The sequence below is a fragment of the Micromonospora sp. NPDC005305 genome, assembly GCF_040607315.1.
Taxonomy (GTDB): Bacteria; Actinomycetota; Actinomycetes; order Mycobacteriales; family Micromonosporaceae; genus Micromonospora.
Window position 1 is genome coordinate 99,263 of sequence record NZ_JBEXGL010000015.1, and the last position, 15,502, is coordinate 114,764.

Sequence of the window (15,502 nt, forward strand, 5' to 3'; positions counted from 1 at the left end):
GGAAAGCGGACAGCGACGAAGGGATCACCCCGATGAGCGCGGACCCCACCGGCGACGGCCGGCTGCCCCGGGATGCCACGGTCGCCGACTACATCGTGGCCCGGCTGGCGGAGTGGGGCGTGCACCGCTACTACGGCTACCCCGGCGACGGCATCAACGGCATGACCTCGGCGCTGCAACGCGCCGCCGGCCGGGCCGAGTTCATCCAGGTGCGGCACGAGGAGACGGCCGGCTTCGCGGCCAGCGCCCACGTCAAGTACGGCGGCGGGCCGCTCGGGTGCGTGGTGGTGACCAGCGGCCCGGGCGCCATCCACGTGCTCAACGGCCTGTACGACGCCAAGCTCGACCACCAGCCGGTGGTGGCCCTGCTCGGGCACACGGCGTTGCCCGCCGAGGGCGGCGGCTACTACCAGGAGGTCGACCTGCTCGCCCTCTACAAGGACGTGGCGTCGGCCTTCCTGGCCCAGCTCGACGACCCGTCGCAGGCGCGGCACCTGGTCGACCGGGCCTGCCGGACCGCCCTGGCCCGGCGTACGGTCACCGCCCTGGTGCTCCCCTCCGACGTGCAGGACGAGCCCGCGGTGCCGGAGCCGCCGCACGCGCACGGCTACTACCACACCAGCGCGGTGCCGAGCAGCATGCCGACCGTGCCGCCGGAAGAGGAGGTGCGCCGGGCGGCCGAGGTGCTGCGCGGCGGCGAGAAGGTCGCCATGCTGGTCGGTCAGGGCGCCCTCGGCGCGGAGGACGAGGTCCGCCGGGTCGCCGACCGGCTCGGTGCCGGGGTGGCCACCGCCCTGCTCGGCTTCGCCGCCGTCGACCACCGCGAGCCCTGGGTGACCGGGGCCATCGGCCTGCTGGGCAGCCGCCCGAGCTGGCAGCTCATGCAGGAGTGCGACCGGCTGCTGATCGTGGGCAGCAACATGCCGTACTCGGAGTTCTATCCGCCGCCGGGCAAGGCCCGGGCGGTGCAGATCGACCTGGACGGCAGCCGGATGGGGCTGCGCTACCCGACCGAGGTGAACCTGACCGGGGACGCCGCGCCGACCCTGCGGGCGCTGCTGCGGGAGCTGGGCACCGGGCCGGTGCCGGCCGCCTGGCGGGCCACCCTGGCCGACGCCACCGCGAAGTGGCGGCAGTCCCAGCGGGAGGTGGCCGAGCAGACGGCCGACCCGGTGAACCCGCAGCTGCTCTTCGCGACCCTGGACGACGCCCTGCCGGACAACGCCATGCTGGCCGTGGACTGCGGCACGGCGACCGCCTGGTACGCCCGCCACATCCGGGTCCGCCCCGGCATGCTGGCCAGCCTCTCCGGCACCCTGCTCTCCATGGGCGGGGCCATGCCGTACGCCATCAGCGCCAAGTTCGCCCACCCGGACCGGCCGCTCGTGGCGCTCATCGGCGACGGCGCCATGCAGATGAACGGCGTCAACGAGCTGATCACCGTGGCCAAGTACTGGCGGGAGTGGGCGGACCCGCGGTTCGTGGTGCTGGTGCTCAACAACCGCGACCTGTCCTTCGTGAGCTGGGAGCAGCGCTCCGGCGAGGGCACGCCGATGTTCCCGGCCAGCCAGGACCTGCCGGACGTGGCGTACCACCGGTGGGCGGAGGTGCTGGGGCTCGACGGCGTCCTGGTCGACTCCCCCGACCAGGTGCCCGACCTGTGGCAGCGGGCGCTCACCGCCGACCGGCCGGTGGTGGTGAACGCGGTCGTCGACCCGGCCGAGCTGATGCTGCCCCCGCACTTCACCGCCGAGCAGGCCCGCAAGACGGCCGCCGCGGTGCTGCGCGGGGACAGCGACCGGACGGAGATCATCCGGCGCGGGCTGCCCTCGGTCCTCGCCACGTACCGTCCCCGCCGCCGGGGGCGGTGACCCTCACGCCCGCTCGTAGCGCAGCAGCACCGACCGGCCGTCGAAGCCCCGGGTGCCGGTCAGCCGCAGGTCGAGGCGCTCCTTGCCGGGGAAGACGGGTGTGCCCCCGCCCAGCACGACCGGGTGCACCACCACCTGGTACTCGTCGACCAGCCCCAGTTCGCCCAGCGCCGCCGCCGCGCCGGAGCCGCCGGTGAGCAGCAGCTCCCCACCGGGCTGCGTCTTCAGCTCGGCCACCTCGGCGGCCAGGTCACGGCCGATCACCCGGGCGCCGTACTCGGCGCTCTCCAGGGTGCGGGAGATGACGATCTTCGGGGTGCGGGCCCAGACCGGGGCGAAGGCCAGGTCGTGCGGGTCCGGGGACATCTGCTCGGCGCGCGGCCAGTACCAGGACATCATCTCCCACACCTTCCGGCCGTACAGGAAGGCGTCGGCCCGGTCGGTCAGCTCCAGGGAGTACGCGGACAGCTCCGGTCCCATGGCCGCCCAGTCGAACTCCCCGTTCGGGCCCTCGATGAAGCCGTCGACCGACTGGTGCACCCAGTAGACGAGCTTGCGCATGATGTCCTCCGCTTCCGGCGGCGCCCCGGGGCGGGGCGCGCTCACCGGTGGGTCGGAGCCGGCCGACCGGATCCGACAGCCCGCAGGGATTCTTTCTCAGGAAATTTGCCCGGGGCGGCTAACGTCCGGATCCGTGGCCCGCCCCGTGATGATCGCCCTGGTCGGTGTCGACGGCTCCGGCAAGAGCACCCAGGCCAGAGCGCTCGCCCGCCGGCTGACGGCCCAAGGGGTCCCGGCGACCTACTTCGAGAACGCCGGCGGCCGGCCGCTGTGGAACCGGCTGGCCCGGGCGCTCGGCCGGCCGGACGGGGTGGCGCTGTTCGGCCGTACCCTCTATCCGGCGCTGGAGGCGACGGTCCGCGCGCTGGCCATGGCCCGCACCGTGCTGACGGCCCGGGTGACCGGGCGCACGGCGGTGCTGGACCGGTGGACCTGGTGCCAGGAGGTCATCATGGCCGCCCGCGGCGACCGCGGACGGCGCGCGGTCCGGGCGGTCTACGCGATGTTCCCGCGCCCGGCGGTGGTCTGCTTCCTGGCCACCTCACCCGAGGTGGCGCAGCGGCGGGTGGCCGCCCGGGGCATCGACACCGAGGAACTGGCGCACCTGCGCGCGCTGGACAGCGCCTACCGCGCGCTGCCCGACTTCACGACGTTCGCGCTCCTCGACGGCGACGCCACCCCCGACGAGGTGGCGACGGCGCTGGACCGCGTCGTCGCGCCGCTCCTCCCCGAAGCCGACGTTAGGAAGGGCCCCCTGCTATACCGCAGGCGTTAACAGGGGGCCCTTCCTTCTGGCTCAGCCGCGGTCGCGGCCCTGGAGCCAGCGGAGCAGGTCCGAGGGGAGGCCGCGGTCCTGCCGGCGCTCCTCGTCGGGCTTCGGGGTGGGGCGCGGCTGAGGGCGGTGCGGGTCGCCGGCCAGCTCGCGGCTCGGCGCCGTGAAGTCCTTCACCGGCTTGCCGTCCACCGCCGTCCGGATGACCCGGGCGACCGCGTCGATGACCTTGGCCTGCACGGCCGAGCCGACCAGGTCCGTCGCGTCGTCCGGGTTCGCCGCGATGCCGGCCACCGCCACCTGCGCAGTGAACCCCACGAAGGTCTCGGTGGCGTTCTCCTCGGAGCTACCGGTCTTGCCGGCCACCGGGCGGTCGACGATCCCGTCCACCGAGGTGGCCGTCCCGCCGTTGCACTGCCCGTACGCGGACTGCTGGCCGACCGGGCAGCGGGCCGCGTCGGTGGCCGCCCGGGCCACGTCGGCGTCGAGCACCCGCTTGCAGGAGGGCTGCCCGACGGCGACCTTCTCGCCGTTGGCCGCGGTCACCGAGACCACCGGCAGCGGGGTGCAGTAGGTGCCCTCGGCGGCCACGGTGGCGTACGCGTTGGCCAGGTCGAGCGGGGTGGTGGCCGCGACGCCGAGCGTGAACGCGCCCCAGTTCTCCGCGTCGTCCTTCGCGAAGGCGGCGTCGGAGTCGGCCCGGAAGGTGATGCCGAGCCGCCGCGCCATCTCCACCACCTTGTCCTCGCCGACCTGCTCGGCCAGCCAGACGAAGTAGGTGTTCACCGAACGGCCGAAGCCGTCCCACATCATCCGGTAGCCGTCCATCCACTCCGGGTTGGCGTTGGCCGGGCACCACGTGCCGTTGCAGTTGCCCTCGGCGTCGGAGGCGTAGCGGGTGGGCAGCTTGGCCGGGGCGTCGAAGCCGGTGGCGAGCGGCTTGCCGGCCTCCAGCGCGGCGAGCATCGTGAACATCTTGAACGTCGAGCCGGCCTGGTAGCCGTCGACACTCGCGCCGCCGGAGATCAGCGGGTTGACGGTGTTCGGGTGGTTGGCCTGCCCGGCCGGGTTGTCGGCGAGGCTGTAGTGCCGGTTGACCGCCATGGCCAGCACCCGGCCGGTGCCCGGCTCGACCGCGGCGATCGGCAGGGCGCGCTTGTTGCCATAGCCGTAGACGGCGGTGGCCTGCTTCTGGGCGGTCTGCTGGATCTTCGCGTCGAGCGTGGTGACCACGCGGTAGCCGCCCCGGCGCAGCGCCTGCTCGCGCTCCTCGACGGTGGCGCCGAAGGCCGGCTGGGTACGCCACCACTGGCGCAGGTAGTCGCAGAAGAAGCCCCAGTCGTCGTGGCCCTGGGCGACCGCGGTGCAGCCGTTGGGCTGGGCGGTCGGGTGCAGGGTCAGCGGCTCGGCCTTGGCCGCGGCGGCCTGCTGCGCGGTGATCGCGCCGGTCTCGGCCATCGAGTCGAGCACGTACCCCCGCCGGGCGAGCGCCTGGTCCTTGTCGCCGTCGATCGGGCTGTACTGGTCGGGCGACTGGACCAGGCCGGCCAGCAGCGCCGCCTCGCCCAGGGTCAGGTCCGCCGGGGCCTTGCCGAAGTAGCGCTGGCTGGCCGCCGCGACGCCGTACGCGCCGGAGCCGAAGTACGCGATGTTCAGGTAGCGGTTGAGGATCTCGTCCTTGCTGAGCGTCTCCTCCAGCGCGTTCGCGTACCGGATCTCCTGGAGCTTGCGTCCGACGGTCTGCTCGGTGGCGGCCTGCCGCTCCTCGGCGGTGCGGGTCGGGTCGGTCTTGAGCACGTTGCGGACGTACTGCATGGTCAGCGTCGAGCCGCCCTGCTCGGTGCCGCCGCCCCTGACGTTGGCCACCAGGGCGCGGGCGATGCCGCGCAGGTCGGCGCCGCCGTGCGAGTAGAAGCGGCGGTCCTCGGCCGCGATGATCGCCTGCCGCATCACCGGGGCGATCTCGGCGAGGGGGACGTCGCTGCGGTTGACGTCGTAGAACGTCGTGATCAGGGTCTTGCCGTCGTTCGCGTAGAGGTAGGAGCGCTGCGGCTGCGCGGGGGTGCGCAGCGCGTCGGGCAGCTCCGCGTACGCGCCCAGGCCGGCCTGGGCCGCGAGCCCGCCGAGCAGGCCGCTGGGAAGCGCGGCGACCGCGAGGACGAGCCCGCCGAGGACGCCGGCGAGGAGCACGGTGAAGAGCCGCGACAGCGGCGACCGGGGAGACGGCATGGACCCCAGGATTACCGCGAATACGGCGATTCGGCCACCCCGTCAGACAACTGTCAGTAACCTCACGGCGACCTCCCAGCCGCCCCTCCCCCTGTTGATCAAGAAGTTTGCGTCTGTCGACCGCCTCGGAATGACGCAAACTTCTTGATCGACGCGGCGGGGGCGGGGAGGTCGGGGAGGTCAGGCGGGGTCAGGTGGGGCGGGGGCCTCTGGTGGGGGTTGGCGGGGTGGCCGTGACGCTGGCGGCCAGGGCGTCCTGGGCGATCACCGCCGGGACGAGGCGGCCGGAGCGGTAGCCGATGCCGATGCCGGCGACCAGCACGAAGATCGCGCCGAAGGTCTGCAGGGAGCCGATCAACGCGCCGCCCAGGCCGAGCAGCGGGGCGGCGATCATCAGCATGACGCCGTCGCCGTAGGAGAACATTCCGGAGCGGGCGACCGACCACCCGGTGAGGAACCAACCCAGGCTGTAGAAGGTGGCGCCGACCAGGACCAGGGTGCGCGCCGTGGTGCCGAAGACCGGCGCCTGCTCGGCCAGCCCGGCGAAGGGCAGCATCAGCACCATCCCGCCGATGCTGGCCAGCAGCCCGACGAGGGCGATCCGCCGGCACCGGGTGGCCGCGAGCAGGCCGGCGAGCGCCAGCAGGGCGAGCAGCCCGAGCCACACCGCGGCCACCCAGCCCACGAGGTAGACCGGCTGGCCGTCGGCCGGGTAGGGGTCGTTGCCCACCCCGCCGTCGCTGGCCATGGCCACCAGGCCGTAGAGGACCGCGTACGCGGGCAGCAGCCAGACCGCCGCGCGGGCGAACCGGCGGATCGACCAGGCCCAGCTCGCGTCGGTGGCCGGGGCGGCCGGCCCGGGCTCGGAGACGAACGGCAGCACCCCGAACCCGCCCCCGGTACGCCGGGTGCCGAGCGGCCCGGCCGGGTCGTGCGCGCCCGGGACGGGGGTCCTGGAGAACAGCCGGTTCGCCGGATCCTTCATGCGCCACCTCGCTCACTGTGCGGGTGGCGCGGGACGCGCAACGGCGCCCCGGCCCTGGTCACCACCCGTCCTCAGACCGATGGTGGCAGGCGCCGGGGCGCCGTATGAGCGATTCTCGGATTTGCCGGCGGCCCTCCGTCAGCCCCGTTCGCGCTGGTCCGACGGGTCGTTGAGCAGGCTCTGCGGGGAGACCGGCTCGGGCGCCGGGAGCCCCTGCGGCCCGTTGCCGCCGGTGGCCTGGGCCTCGGCGACGCGTACCTCGTCGTGGATCTCCTGGGCCGCCGTGGCGGCGGCGTGCGCGGCCTCGGCGGCCTCGCGCTCCACCTCGGTGGCGCTCTTGGTCGCCTCGGGCGACGGGACGTCGCCGACCATGTTGGCCAGCCCGCCGAGCGCGCCACCCATGCCCTCCAGGGCCTTGGTCAGCTCGGTCGGCACGATCCAGACCTTGTTGGCCGTGCCGTTGGCGATCTGCGGCAGGGCCTGGAGGTACTGGTAGGCGAGCACCTTCTGGCTCGGGTTGGCCTGGTGGATCGCGTCGAAGACCGTCCGGATCGCCTTGGCCTGACCCTCCGCCTGGAGGATCCGGGCCTGCCGGTCACCGTCGGCGCGCAGCACCGCGGCCTGCTTCTCACCCTCGGCCGTGAGGATCTGGGACTGCTTGTGCCCCTCGGCGTTGAGGATGGCGGCGCGGCGGTCCCGCTCGGCGCGCATCTGCTTCTCCATCGAGTCGCGGATGCTCGGCGGCGGCTCGATCGCCTTGATCTCGACCCGGGTCACCTTGATGCCCCACCGGCCGGTGGTCTCGTCCAGCACCCCCGAGAGGTGCCGGTTGATCTCCTCGCGGCTGGTCAGCGCGCGCTCCAGGTCCAGCGAGCCGATCACGTTACGCAGCGTGGTGACGGTGAGCTGCTCGATGGCCTGGAGGAAGTTCGAGATCTCGTAGGTGGCGCGGACCGAGTCGACCACCTTGAAGTAGAGCACCGTGTCGATCGAGACCACGAGGTTGTCCGAGGTGATCACCGGCTGCGGCGGAAAGCTGACCACCTGCTCGCGCATGTCGACCTTGGTCCGCACCGCGTCGATGTACGGCACCAGCAGGTTCAGACCCGGGTTCAAGGTCCGCTTGTACTTGCCCAGCCGCTCCACCACGTCCTGGCGCTGCTGCGGCACGATCCGCACCGCCTTCACCAGCGTCACCACGACGATCACGGCGACGGCGATCAACAGGATCGCTGCAAACTCCATATCTTCACCTTTTCCCTTCGGGCATTCCGCCCGGGGTGGAAATCTCGTCCTGCCAGACCAGGGCGGTCGCGCCCCGGACCTTTATCACCTGCACCCGCTCGCCCGCCGCGTAGCTGCGCGTCGCGTCGTACGCCCGGGCCGTCCACAGCTCACCGTCGATCTTGACGAGGCCGCGCTCGGCGTCGACCGGCTCGAGCACCACCGCGGTCGACCCCTCGATCGCCTCGACCCCGAACGGCTGGTCGCCGCTCTCCAGCGCCGGCATGGCGTGCCGCTTGATGACCGGCCGGACCAGGGCCACCGACAGCGCGGAGACCACCGCGAAGACCAGCGCCTGGAGCGCGACCGGGGCGCCCAGCGCGGCGGCGCCCGCGGCGGCGAAGGCCCCGGCCGCGAACATGATCAGGAAGAGCGTCGTCGTGAAGATCTCGGCGACCGCCAGCAGCACACCCAGCACGATCCAGAACACGGCGTCCACCCTTAGATCGTGACACGCCGACGCACGCAACACCGACCCGAAATGATCACCTAAGCTCGGCACCGCGCCGACGACCGCCGAGGAGGACTTCATGGCCCTGCTGCCCGAGACCGGCCGACAGGTGGACCTGCTGGTCGCGCGGGCCCAGGCGGAGGGGCGCGGCCCCTCGCTCGCCCTCGGCGTGGTCCGCGACGGCGGCCTGGCGCACGTGGCGTTCGCCGGCGAGCAGCCCCGCCCCGACGCGGACCTCCAGTACCGGATCGGCTCGATCAGCAAGACCATGACCGCCGTGCTGGTGATGCAGCAGCGCGACGCCGGCCGGTTGGACCTGGACGACCCGCTCGACAAGCACCTGCCCGGCACCCCGGCCGGCGCGCTCACCCTGCGCCAACTGCTCGGGCACGCCAGCGGCCTCCAGCGGGAGCCGGACGGGCAGTGGTGGGAGCGGGCCGCGGGCGCCGACCTGGCCACCCTGCTCGCCGGGCTCACCCCGGCGAAGATCGCCCACCCGCCGCACCACGTCTACCACTACTCGAACCTGGCGTACGGGCTGCTCGGCGGGGTGCTGGAGCGGCTCACCGGCACGCCCTGGGCGGACCTGCTGCGCGAGCGGCTGCTCGACCCGCTGGGCATGCGCCGCACCACCTACCACCCGACCGAGCCCTACGCGCGCGGCTACGTGGTGCACCCCTGGCACGACACCGTGCGGGAGGAGCCGCGCACCGACACCGGGGCGATGGCGCCGGCCGGCCAGCTCTGGTCGACCGTCGAGGACCTGGCCCGCTGGGCGGCCTTCCTGGCCGACCCGGCCCCGGACCTGCTCGCCCCGGCGACGCTCACCGAGATGTGCGCGCCCGTGGTGATCAGCGACCTGGACGCCTGGACCGGCGGGCACGGCCTGGGCGTGGAGCTCTACCGGGTCGGCGACCGCGTGTACGTGGGCCACGGCGGCTCGATGCCCGGCTACGTGGCCGGCCTGGCCGTGCACCGCCCCACCCGCACCGCCGTGGTCGACTTCGCCAACTCGTACGGCCTGCGCGGCCACCACGTCGTCGGCCTGGCCCGCGACATCCTCACCCTGGTGCTGGACGCCGAGCCGGCCGCGCCCGCCCCGTGGCGCCCGGCCGAGGCGCCACCCGCCGACCTGGCCGGGCTGACCGGCCGCTGGTGGTGGATGGGCAACGAGTACGAGTTCCGCGTCGACCCGGCCGGTGACCTGGTGGGCGGCCTGGTGGGCAACCCGCAGCTCCGCTTCACCCCGGAGGCCCCGGACCGCTGGCGCGGCCGCTCCGGCTCCCAGGACGGGGAACTCCTCACCGTCATCCGCGACGACAAGGGCCGCCCGGTCGCCCTCGACATCGCCACCTTCGTCTTCACCCGAACCCCCGACCAGGAACCCTGACCGACCCGCGCGGACGACCGGATCCGTTCCAGTCGCTGCAAACCTGATGACGCGGATGACTCACCCCGCGGAGGGATCAAGCCTGACCGCCCGGAGCCGGGCACCGTCGCCCCCGGCCGGAACCGCAACCACTCAGGAGGGCGACGTCACGAAATCGATCAATCGCTCCATGGCGTTGATCAACGGCGTCTCCACGTCGGCGAAACTGTCCACCCGGGACAGGATGTGTCGCCACATGTCCGCCGGCTCGGCCACCCCGAGGGCCGCGCAGACGCCCTCCTTCCAGGGCCGCCCGGGTGGCACCACAGGCCAGGCCGGGATGCCCAGCGCCCGGGGCTTCACGGCCTGCCACACGTCCACGTACGGATGCCCGGTGACCAGCACGTGCGGCGAGGTGACCCGCGCGACGATCCGGCTCTCCTTGGAGCCGGGCACCAGGTGGTCGACCAGCACGCCGAGCCGGCGGCCCGGGCCGGGGCCGAAGGCGCGCACCTCGGCGGCGAGTTCGTCGATGCCGTCGAGGGGTTCCACCACCACGCCCTCGATCCGCAGGTCGTCGCCCCAGATCCGTTCGACGAGCGCCGCGTCGTGCACGCCCTCGACCCAGATCCGGCTGGCCTTGGCGACCTGCGCCCGGACGTTGTCGACCGCGATCGAGCCGGAGGCCGTGCGCCGCCGGGCGGCGGGCACCGGGGCGCGGGCCGGGCGGCGCAGGGTGACCGGCCGCCCGTCGAGCAGGAACGCGGCGGGCAGCAGCGGGAAGTTCCGCCGCCGGCCGTGCCGGTCCTCCAGCACCACCGCGCCGGACTCGAACCCGACCACCGCGCCGCAGAACCCGGAGTCGGCGTCCTCGACCACCAGGTCCGGTTCGGCGTCGACCTCGGGGATCACCTTCCGCCGCCGCCAGTTGCCCGCCAGCACGTCGCCGTCGTATCGCCCCGCCATGTGGATCACGCTAGCCACCGGCCCGGCGCGTCGCCCGGCGACGCGCCGACCAGGTGCCCCACCGGCGGCACAGAAAGGGGCGAAGGGGGTAGTTGGGGGCAGGTCACGCCGCCGGAGCGGCAGCCGAGACAGCGACGGCGGCGAGCACGTACCCTTTCGGCATGTCCTCCCCCGCAACGGGCGCGGCCACGCTGGCTCCGCGCCGGTCGAGCCGGTTCGTCGCCTGGGTTCGCGCCTGGCGCGCCGGCCTGGTGCCCTTCGACGAGGTCGCCGACGAGATCGCCGGCGACGAGGAGCACCTGGTCGCCGACGCCCCCGGCACCTGGACCGACGTGTCCCTGCGGGAGGCGCTGCCCAGCCTGGCCAAGCTCTCCCCGGACGAGATCCGGCTGGTGCTGCCCGCACCGGGCGACCCCCGCGGGCTGCCCGGTCCCGGCGACTTCGCCGGGGCGGCGCTGCTGGCCGGCGAGGCCGTGGTGGCCAGCGGGCTGGGATTCGTCCCGGAGGTGCGCACGCACACCTCGGGCTCGGGGATGACCTGGGAGACCGTGCTCTGGCGGGTCTACCCGCTGCCGGCCGACGCGCCGAAGGCGTCGCTGATCACGCCCGGCGCGGCCGAGGCGGAGGCCGAACTGGCCGCCGCGCTGGCCGAGACGACCGCCGCGCTGACCCGGCTCGACGTGGCCCAGTGGCGGCCGGAGCTGGCCGGCGCGCTCGCCGCGCTGCGCCGCCCGGACGGCGGGACCGACCTGCCGCCCGGCTTCGACCCGCGGTCCCGCCGGCTGTTCGCCCGCGCGGCCGTGCTGGACCGGGTGCTCGCCCTGGCCGGGGAGAGCGCCCCGGGCGGGGCGGTGAACACCTTCGAGGCGCAGCAGCGGGACGCGGCGCTGCGGCCGTTGACCACCGCCTGCCGGCAGGCCCTGGTGGCCGCCTGCAACGCCCCGCTGCGCCCCTGACCCCCGGCTCTCAGACCTCGTCGATCAGGTCGGCCACCGAGTTGACGATCCGGGACGGCCGGTAGGGGTAGCGCTCGGCCTCGGCCCGGCTGCTGATCCCGGTGAGCACCAGGATCGTCTCCAGCCCGGCCTCCAGGCCGCAGAGGATGTCGGTGTCCATCCGGTCGCCGATCATGGCGGTCGACTCGGAGTGCGCGTCGATGGTGTTCAACGCCGAGCGCATCATCATCGGGTTCGGCTTGCCGACGAAGTACGGGTCCACCCCGGTCGCCTTGGAGATCATCGCGGCCACCGAGCCGGCAGCCGGCAGGGCGCCCTCCACCGACGGGCCGGTCGCGTCCGGGTTGGTGCAGATGAACCGGGCCCCGTCGTTGATCAGCCGGATCGCCTTGGTGATCGCCTCGAAGCTGTAGGTGCGGGTCTCCCCCAGCACCACGTAGTCGGGGGCGAAGTCGCTGAGCACGTAGCCCACCGCGTGTAGCGCCGTGGTGAGGCCGGCCTCGCCGATCACGTACGCGGTGCCGCCCGGCCGCTGGTCGGCCAGGAACTGGGCGGTCGCCAGCGCGGACGACCAGATCGCCTCCTCCGGCACGTCCAGCCCCATCCGGGCCAGCCGGGCCCGCAGGTCCCGCGGCGTGTAGATCGAGTTGTTGGTGAGCACCAGGAACGGCTTGCCGGAGGCACGCAGCTTCTTGACGAACTCGGGCGCGCCGGGCACCGGCTGGCCCTCGTGCACCAGCACGCCGTCCATGTCGGTGAGCCAGCTCTGCACCGGCTTGCGGTCATGCATGTGTCGTCCCCACAGGATGTCGAAGGTGGCCGGGCTCAGGGCCGGCGGGACGGGGGCACGCAGCACAGCGCCGGGCAGGTGTCCCAGGTGGGCAGTTCCCCGAGGCGGCGGAAGTATCGCCCGCCGTCCGGGGCGTTCCGTTCCCGCACCAGCTCGCGGACCATCGCCACGAACCGCGGGTCGGTGCCCGGCGTGCCGGCGCGGACGAAGTCCAGGCCGAGCTGCTTGGCCGTGTCGAGGGCCTCGGTGTCCAGGTCCCAGACCACCTCGAGGTGGTCGGAGACGAACCCGATCGGGCTGACCACCACGCCGGTCACGCCCTGGCCGGCCAGCGCCGTCAGGTGGTCGTTGACGTCCGGCTCCAGCCACGGCACCTGCGGCGGCCCGGAACGGCTCTGCCAGACCAGGTCGTAGGGCAGGTCCGGCGCCGCGGCGGCGTGCACGAGCCGGGCGGTCTCGGCGAGCTGGGCGGTGTACCGGCCGCCGTGCGGGCCGGCGGTGGCGGCCGCCGACACCGGCACCGAGTGCGCGGTGAACACGAGCCGGGTGCTGTCCCGCCGGGCCGGGTCGAGCTGGGCGAGCGCGGCCCGCACCGCGTCGGTGTGCGGCTCGACGAAGCCCGGATGGTCCCAGAACTGGCGCAGCTTCTCGATGAGCGGGGCATCCGGCCCGACCGCGGCCCGGGCCGCGGCGATGTCCTCCTGGTACTGCCGGCACGACGAGTAGCCGCCGTAGGCGCTGGTGACGAAGGCCAGGGCCCGCTGGACGCCGTCGTCGCGCATCCGCGCCACCGTGTCGGCGAGCATCGGGTCCCAGTTGCGGTTGCCCCAGTAGACCGGCAGGTCGACGCCGTTGGCGGCGAAGTCCTCGCGGATCGCCGCGAGCAGGTCGCGGCACTGCTGGTTGATCGGGGACACCCCGCCGAAGTGCAGGTAGTGCTCGGCGACCTCGGCGAGCCGCTCGGGCGGCACGCCCCGCCCCCGGGTCACGTTCTGCAGGAAGGGCAGCACGTCCTCCGGCCGCTCCGGGCCGCCGAAGGAGACCAGCACCAACGCGTCGTACGCCATGGGCTCATTCTCCCCCGACCGGGCTGCTCCCTGCGTGACACCCCGGGTCCAGGGCGTTAGGAAGGGTCCCCTCCTATACCGGAGACGTTAAGAAGGGGCCCTTCCTTGCGCTTTCAGGCGCCGATCGCGTGGTAGCCGCCGTCGACGTGGACGATCTCGCCGGTGGTGGCCGGGAACCAGTCGGACAGCAGCGCCAGGCAGGCCCGGGCGGCCGGCTCCTGGTCGGTGAGGTCCCAGCCCAGCGGGGCGCGCTCGGTCCAGGCGTCCTCGAACTGGTCGAAGCCGGGGATCGACTTGGCGGCGATGGTGCGCAGCGGCCCGGCGGCGACCAGGTTGCTGCGGATGCCCTGCTTGCCCAGGTGCAGGGCCAGGTAGCGGGAGGCGGACTCCAGCCCGGCCTTGGCCACGCCCATCCAGTCGTAGACCGGCCACGCCTTGGTGGCGTCGAAGGTGAGGCCCACCACGGCGCCGCCCGCCGACATCAGCGGCAGCGCCGCCATGGCCAGGGACTTGTAGGAGTAGGTGGAGACCTGGAGCGCGGTCGCCACGTCCTCCCAGGGCGCGTCGAGGAAGCCGCCGCCGAGGCAGCTCTGCGGGGCGAACCCGATCGAGTGCACCACCCCGTCGAGGCCGTCGACGTGCTCGCGCACCTTGTCGGCCAGGCCGGCCAGGTGCTCGGTGCTGGTGACGTCCAGCTCGATCACCGGCGCCGGTTCGGGCAGCCGCTTGACGATCCGCTCGACCAGGGACAGCCGGCCGTAGCCGGTGAGCACGACCTGGGCGCCGTTCTCCTGGGCGAGCTTCGCCACCGAGAAGGCGATCGAGGCGTCGGTGATGACGCCGGTGACCAGCAGCCGCTTACCGGCCAGGAGTCCGGACATTGTGCAGTTCCCTCCGTACTTTCTCAGTGACCCATGCCCAGGCCGCCGTCGACCGGGATGACGGCGCCGGTGACGTACGCGGCCGCGTCCGAGGCGAGCCAGGTGACCGCGGCCGCGACCTCCTCCGGGCTGGCCACCCGGCCCGCCGGGATCGACTTGCGGATCTCCGCCTTGCGCTCGTCGGAGAGCCCGGCGGTCATGTCGGTGTCGATGAAGCCGGGCGCCACCACGTTCGCCGTGATGTTGCGGCTGCCCAGCTCGCGGGTGATCGACCGGGCCACGCCGACCAGCCCGGCCTTGCTGGCCGCGTAGTTGACCTGGCCCGCGCCGCCGGCGAGGCCGACGACCGAGGAGATGAAGACCATCCGACCCCAGCGGGCCCGGAGCATCTTCGTCGAGGCCCGCTTGGCGACCCGGAACGCGCCGGTCAGGTTGGTGTCGAGCACCCGGGTGAACTGCTCCTCGGACATCCGCAGGAGCAGCGTGTCGTCGGTGATGCCGGCGTTGGCGACCAGCACCTCGACCGGGCCGAACTCGGCCTCGATCGCGGTGAACCCGGCGTCCACCGACTCGGCGTCGGTCACGTCACACTTCACGCCGAACAGCCCCGCCGGGGCCTCGCCGCTGCGGTAGGTCACCGCCACCCGGTCGCCCTGCTTGGCGAAGGCCTGCGCGATGGCCAGGCCGATTCCCCGGTTTCCGCCGGTCACCAGCACGGTACGGGCCACGGTTCCCCCTCTGCTCAGCTGATCTCCCAATCGCTGGCGAGCCTAGGGGTTACCGGGGGGTAAGCGCTAACCCGTGCCAGGTCGGCGGCCGGTCCGGCGACCCGGTCGGGCGAGCGCCACGGACCGGTCGGCCGAGTGCGTGCCGCGGGTGCCCGGGTGTACGATGATCGACGTTTGCGGGCAGTGGATCGCCCGCATCGTCGAGCCCCGCCGACCGCAGGAGGTGATCGCTGTGCGAGATAGCGATCCTCCCAGTCGTGGCCGGGCCGACCGTCAGCCCCGCTGAGCCACGACTCAGTCGGCAGCGCTGACCCCGCTTCCCGCCCTTCCGCACCGCCCCGCTCTCCTCGGCCGCCGGCCGGGGCGACCGTGTCACGCGGCCCGGCGGAGCACCCCGGTCACGACTTCGTGTGCGTACGCCCTGATCCACCCCCGCGGTCCGGCCCGCCGGACCGCCGTCGCCACGGAGCAGTCCCATGAGCCGTTACGTCGCCCCGCTGGGCTTCACCCTCGCCGCCGTCTGGGTGGCCGTCCTCTTCGTCCTGGCCGGCGGCGGTCACTGACCACCACCGGCCAGGCCCGGTCGCCCCGC

Annotated in this window: 14 protein-coding genes; 4 read left to right on the forward strand and 10 right to left on the reverse strand. The window is 73.5% G+C overall.

The features are described from left to right. The first annotated feature begins 32 nt into the window (after positions 1-32). Positions 33-1,871: a thiamine pyrophosphate-requiring protein gene (locus ABZS80_RS23520; RefSeq protein ID WP_355059002.1), complete on the forward strand. Its 1,839-nt coding sequence runs from the start codon at positions 33-35 to the stop codon at positions 1,869-1,871. Positions 1,872-1,874: 3 nt separating this feature from the next. Here the strand turns inward: ABZS80_RS23520 and ABZS80_RS23525 are convergent, their stop codons facing one another. Further along, entirely contained in the window at positions 1,875-2,432 is a 558-nt protein-coding gene (locus tag ABZS80_RS23525) for a dihydrofolate reductase family protein (RefSeq protein ID WP_355059003.1), read from the reverse strand. A gap of 133 nt (positions 2,433-2,565) precedes the next feature. Between ABZS80_RS23525 and ABZS80_RS23530 the strand changes: the two genes are divergently transcribed. Continuing rightward, positions 2,566-3,207 (forward strand): thymidylate kinase, encoded by a 642-nt coding sequence (locus tag ABZS80_RS23530; protein WP_355059004.1) that lies wholly within the window; start codon positions 2,566-2,568, stop codon positions 3,205-3,207. Positions 3,208-3,228: 21 nt separating this feature from the next. On the opposite strand, the gene ABZS80_RS23535 is transcribed toward ABZS80_RS23530, so the two are convergent. The 4 genes from ABZS80_RS23535 to ABZS80_RS23550 all read right to left on the reverse strand — a co-directional run bounded on the left by ABZS80_RS23535 (position 3,229) and on the right by ABZS80_RS23550 (position 8,141). Further along, positions 3,229-5,433 carry a transglycosylase domain-containing protein gene (locus tag ABZS80_RS23535; RefSeq protein WP_355059006.1) on the reverse strand — a complete coding sequence of 735 codons (2,205 nt, stop codon included), beginning with the start codon at positions 5,431-5,433 and terminating at the stop codon, positions 3,229-3,231. A gap of 190 nt (positions 5,434-5,623) precedes the next feature. Beyond that, positions 5,624-6,418: a hypothetical protein gene (locus ABZS80_RS23540; protein WP_355059008.1), complete on the reverse strand. Its 795-nt coding sequence runs from the start codon at positions 6,416-6,418 to the stop codon at positions 5,624-5,626. Between the two features lie 138 nt (positions 6,419-6,556). Beyond that, on the reverse strand, positions 6,557-7,663 hold the full coding sequence (locus tag ABZS80_RS23545; RefSeq protein WP_355059009.1) for an SPFH domain-containing protein: 1,107 nt from the start codon (positions 7,661-7,663) through the stop codon (positions 6,557-6,559). A gap of 4 nt (positions 7,664-7,667) precedes the next feature. Continuing rightward, positions 7,668-8,141, reverse strand: a complete 474-nt coding sequence (locus tag ABZS80_RS23550) for an NfeD family protein (RefSeq protein ID WP_151464837.1) — start codon at positions 8,139-8,141, stop codon at positions 7,668-7,670. A gap of 91 nt (positions 8,142-8,232) precedes the next feature. Between ABZS80_RS23550 and ABZS80_RS23555 the strand changes: the two genes are divergently transcribed. Next, entirely contained in the window at positions 8,233-9,543 is a 1,311-nt protein-coding gene (locus ABZS80_RS23555; protein WP_355059011.1) for a serine hydrolase domain-containing protein, read from the forward strand. 132 nt (positions 9,544-9,675) lie between these two features. On the opposite strand, the gene ABZS80_RS23560 is transcribed toward ABZS80_RS23555, so the two are convergent. Further along, complete coding sequence (locus ABZS80_RS23560) at positions 9,676-10,488, reverse strand: DUF3097 domain-containing protein (RefSeq protein ID WP_355059013.1); 813 nt, start codon at positions 10,486-10,488, stop codon at positions 9,676-9,678. Positions 10,489-10,649: 161 nt separating this feature from the next. Between ABZS80_RS23560 and ABZS80_RS23565 the strand changes: the two genes are divergently transcribed. Beyond that, a complete protein-coding gene (locus ABZS80_RS23565; protein ID WP_355059015.1) occupies positions 10,650-11,444 on the forward strand; it encodes a hypothetical protein in 795 nt (264 codons plus the stop codon). Positions 11,445-11,454: 10 nt separating this feature from the next. Here ABZS80_RS23565 and ABZS80_RS23570 read toward each other — a convergent pair whose 3' ends face one another. From ABZS80_RS23570 to ABZS80_RS23585, 4 genes are all read right to left on the reverse strand, one after another. Then, positions 11,455-12,321: an HAD-IIA family hydrolase gene (locus tag ABZS80_RS23570; protein WP_355059060.1), complete on the reverse strand. Its 867-nt coding sequence runs from the start codon at positions 12,319-12,321 to the stop codon at positions 11,455-11,457. After that, positions 12,270-13,301 carry a ferrochelatase gene (locus tag ABZS80_RS23575; RefSeq protein ID WP_355059017.1) on the reverse strand — a complete coding sequence of 344 codons (1,032 nt, stop codon included), beginning with the start codon at positions 13,299-13,301 and terminating at the stop codon, positions 12,270-12,272. Before ABZS80_RS23575 ends, ABZS80_RS23570 begins: the two co-directional genes overlap by 52 nt. Before the next feature lie 113 nt (positions 13,302-13,414). After that, positions 13,415-14,182: an enoyl-ACP reductase FabI gene (gene fabI / locus ABZS80_RS23580; RefSeq protein ID WP_355059019.1), complete on the reverse strand. Its 768-nt coding sequence runs from the start codon at positions 14,180-14,182 to the stop codon at positions 13,415-13,417. Between the two features lie 23 nt (positions 14,183-14,205). Beyond that, entirely contained in the window at positions 14,206-14,910 is a 705-nt protein-coding gene (locus ABZS80_RS23585; RefSeq protein ID WP_355059021.1) for a beta-ketoacyl-ACP reductase, read from the reverse strand. Positions 14,911-15,502 lie beyond the last annotated feature (592 nt).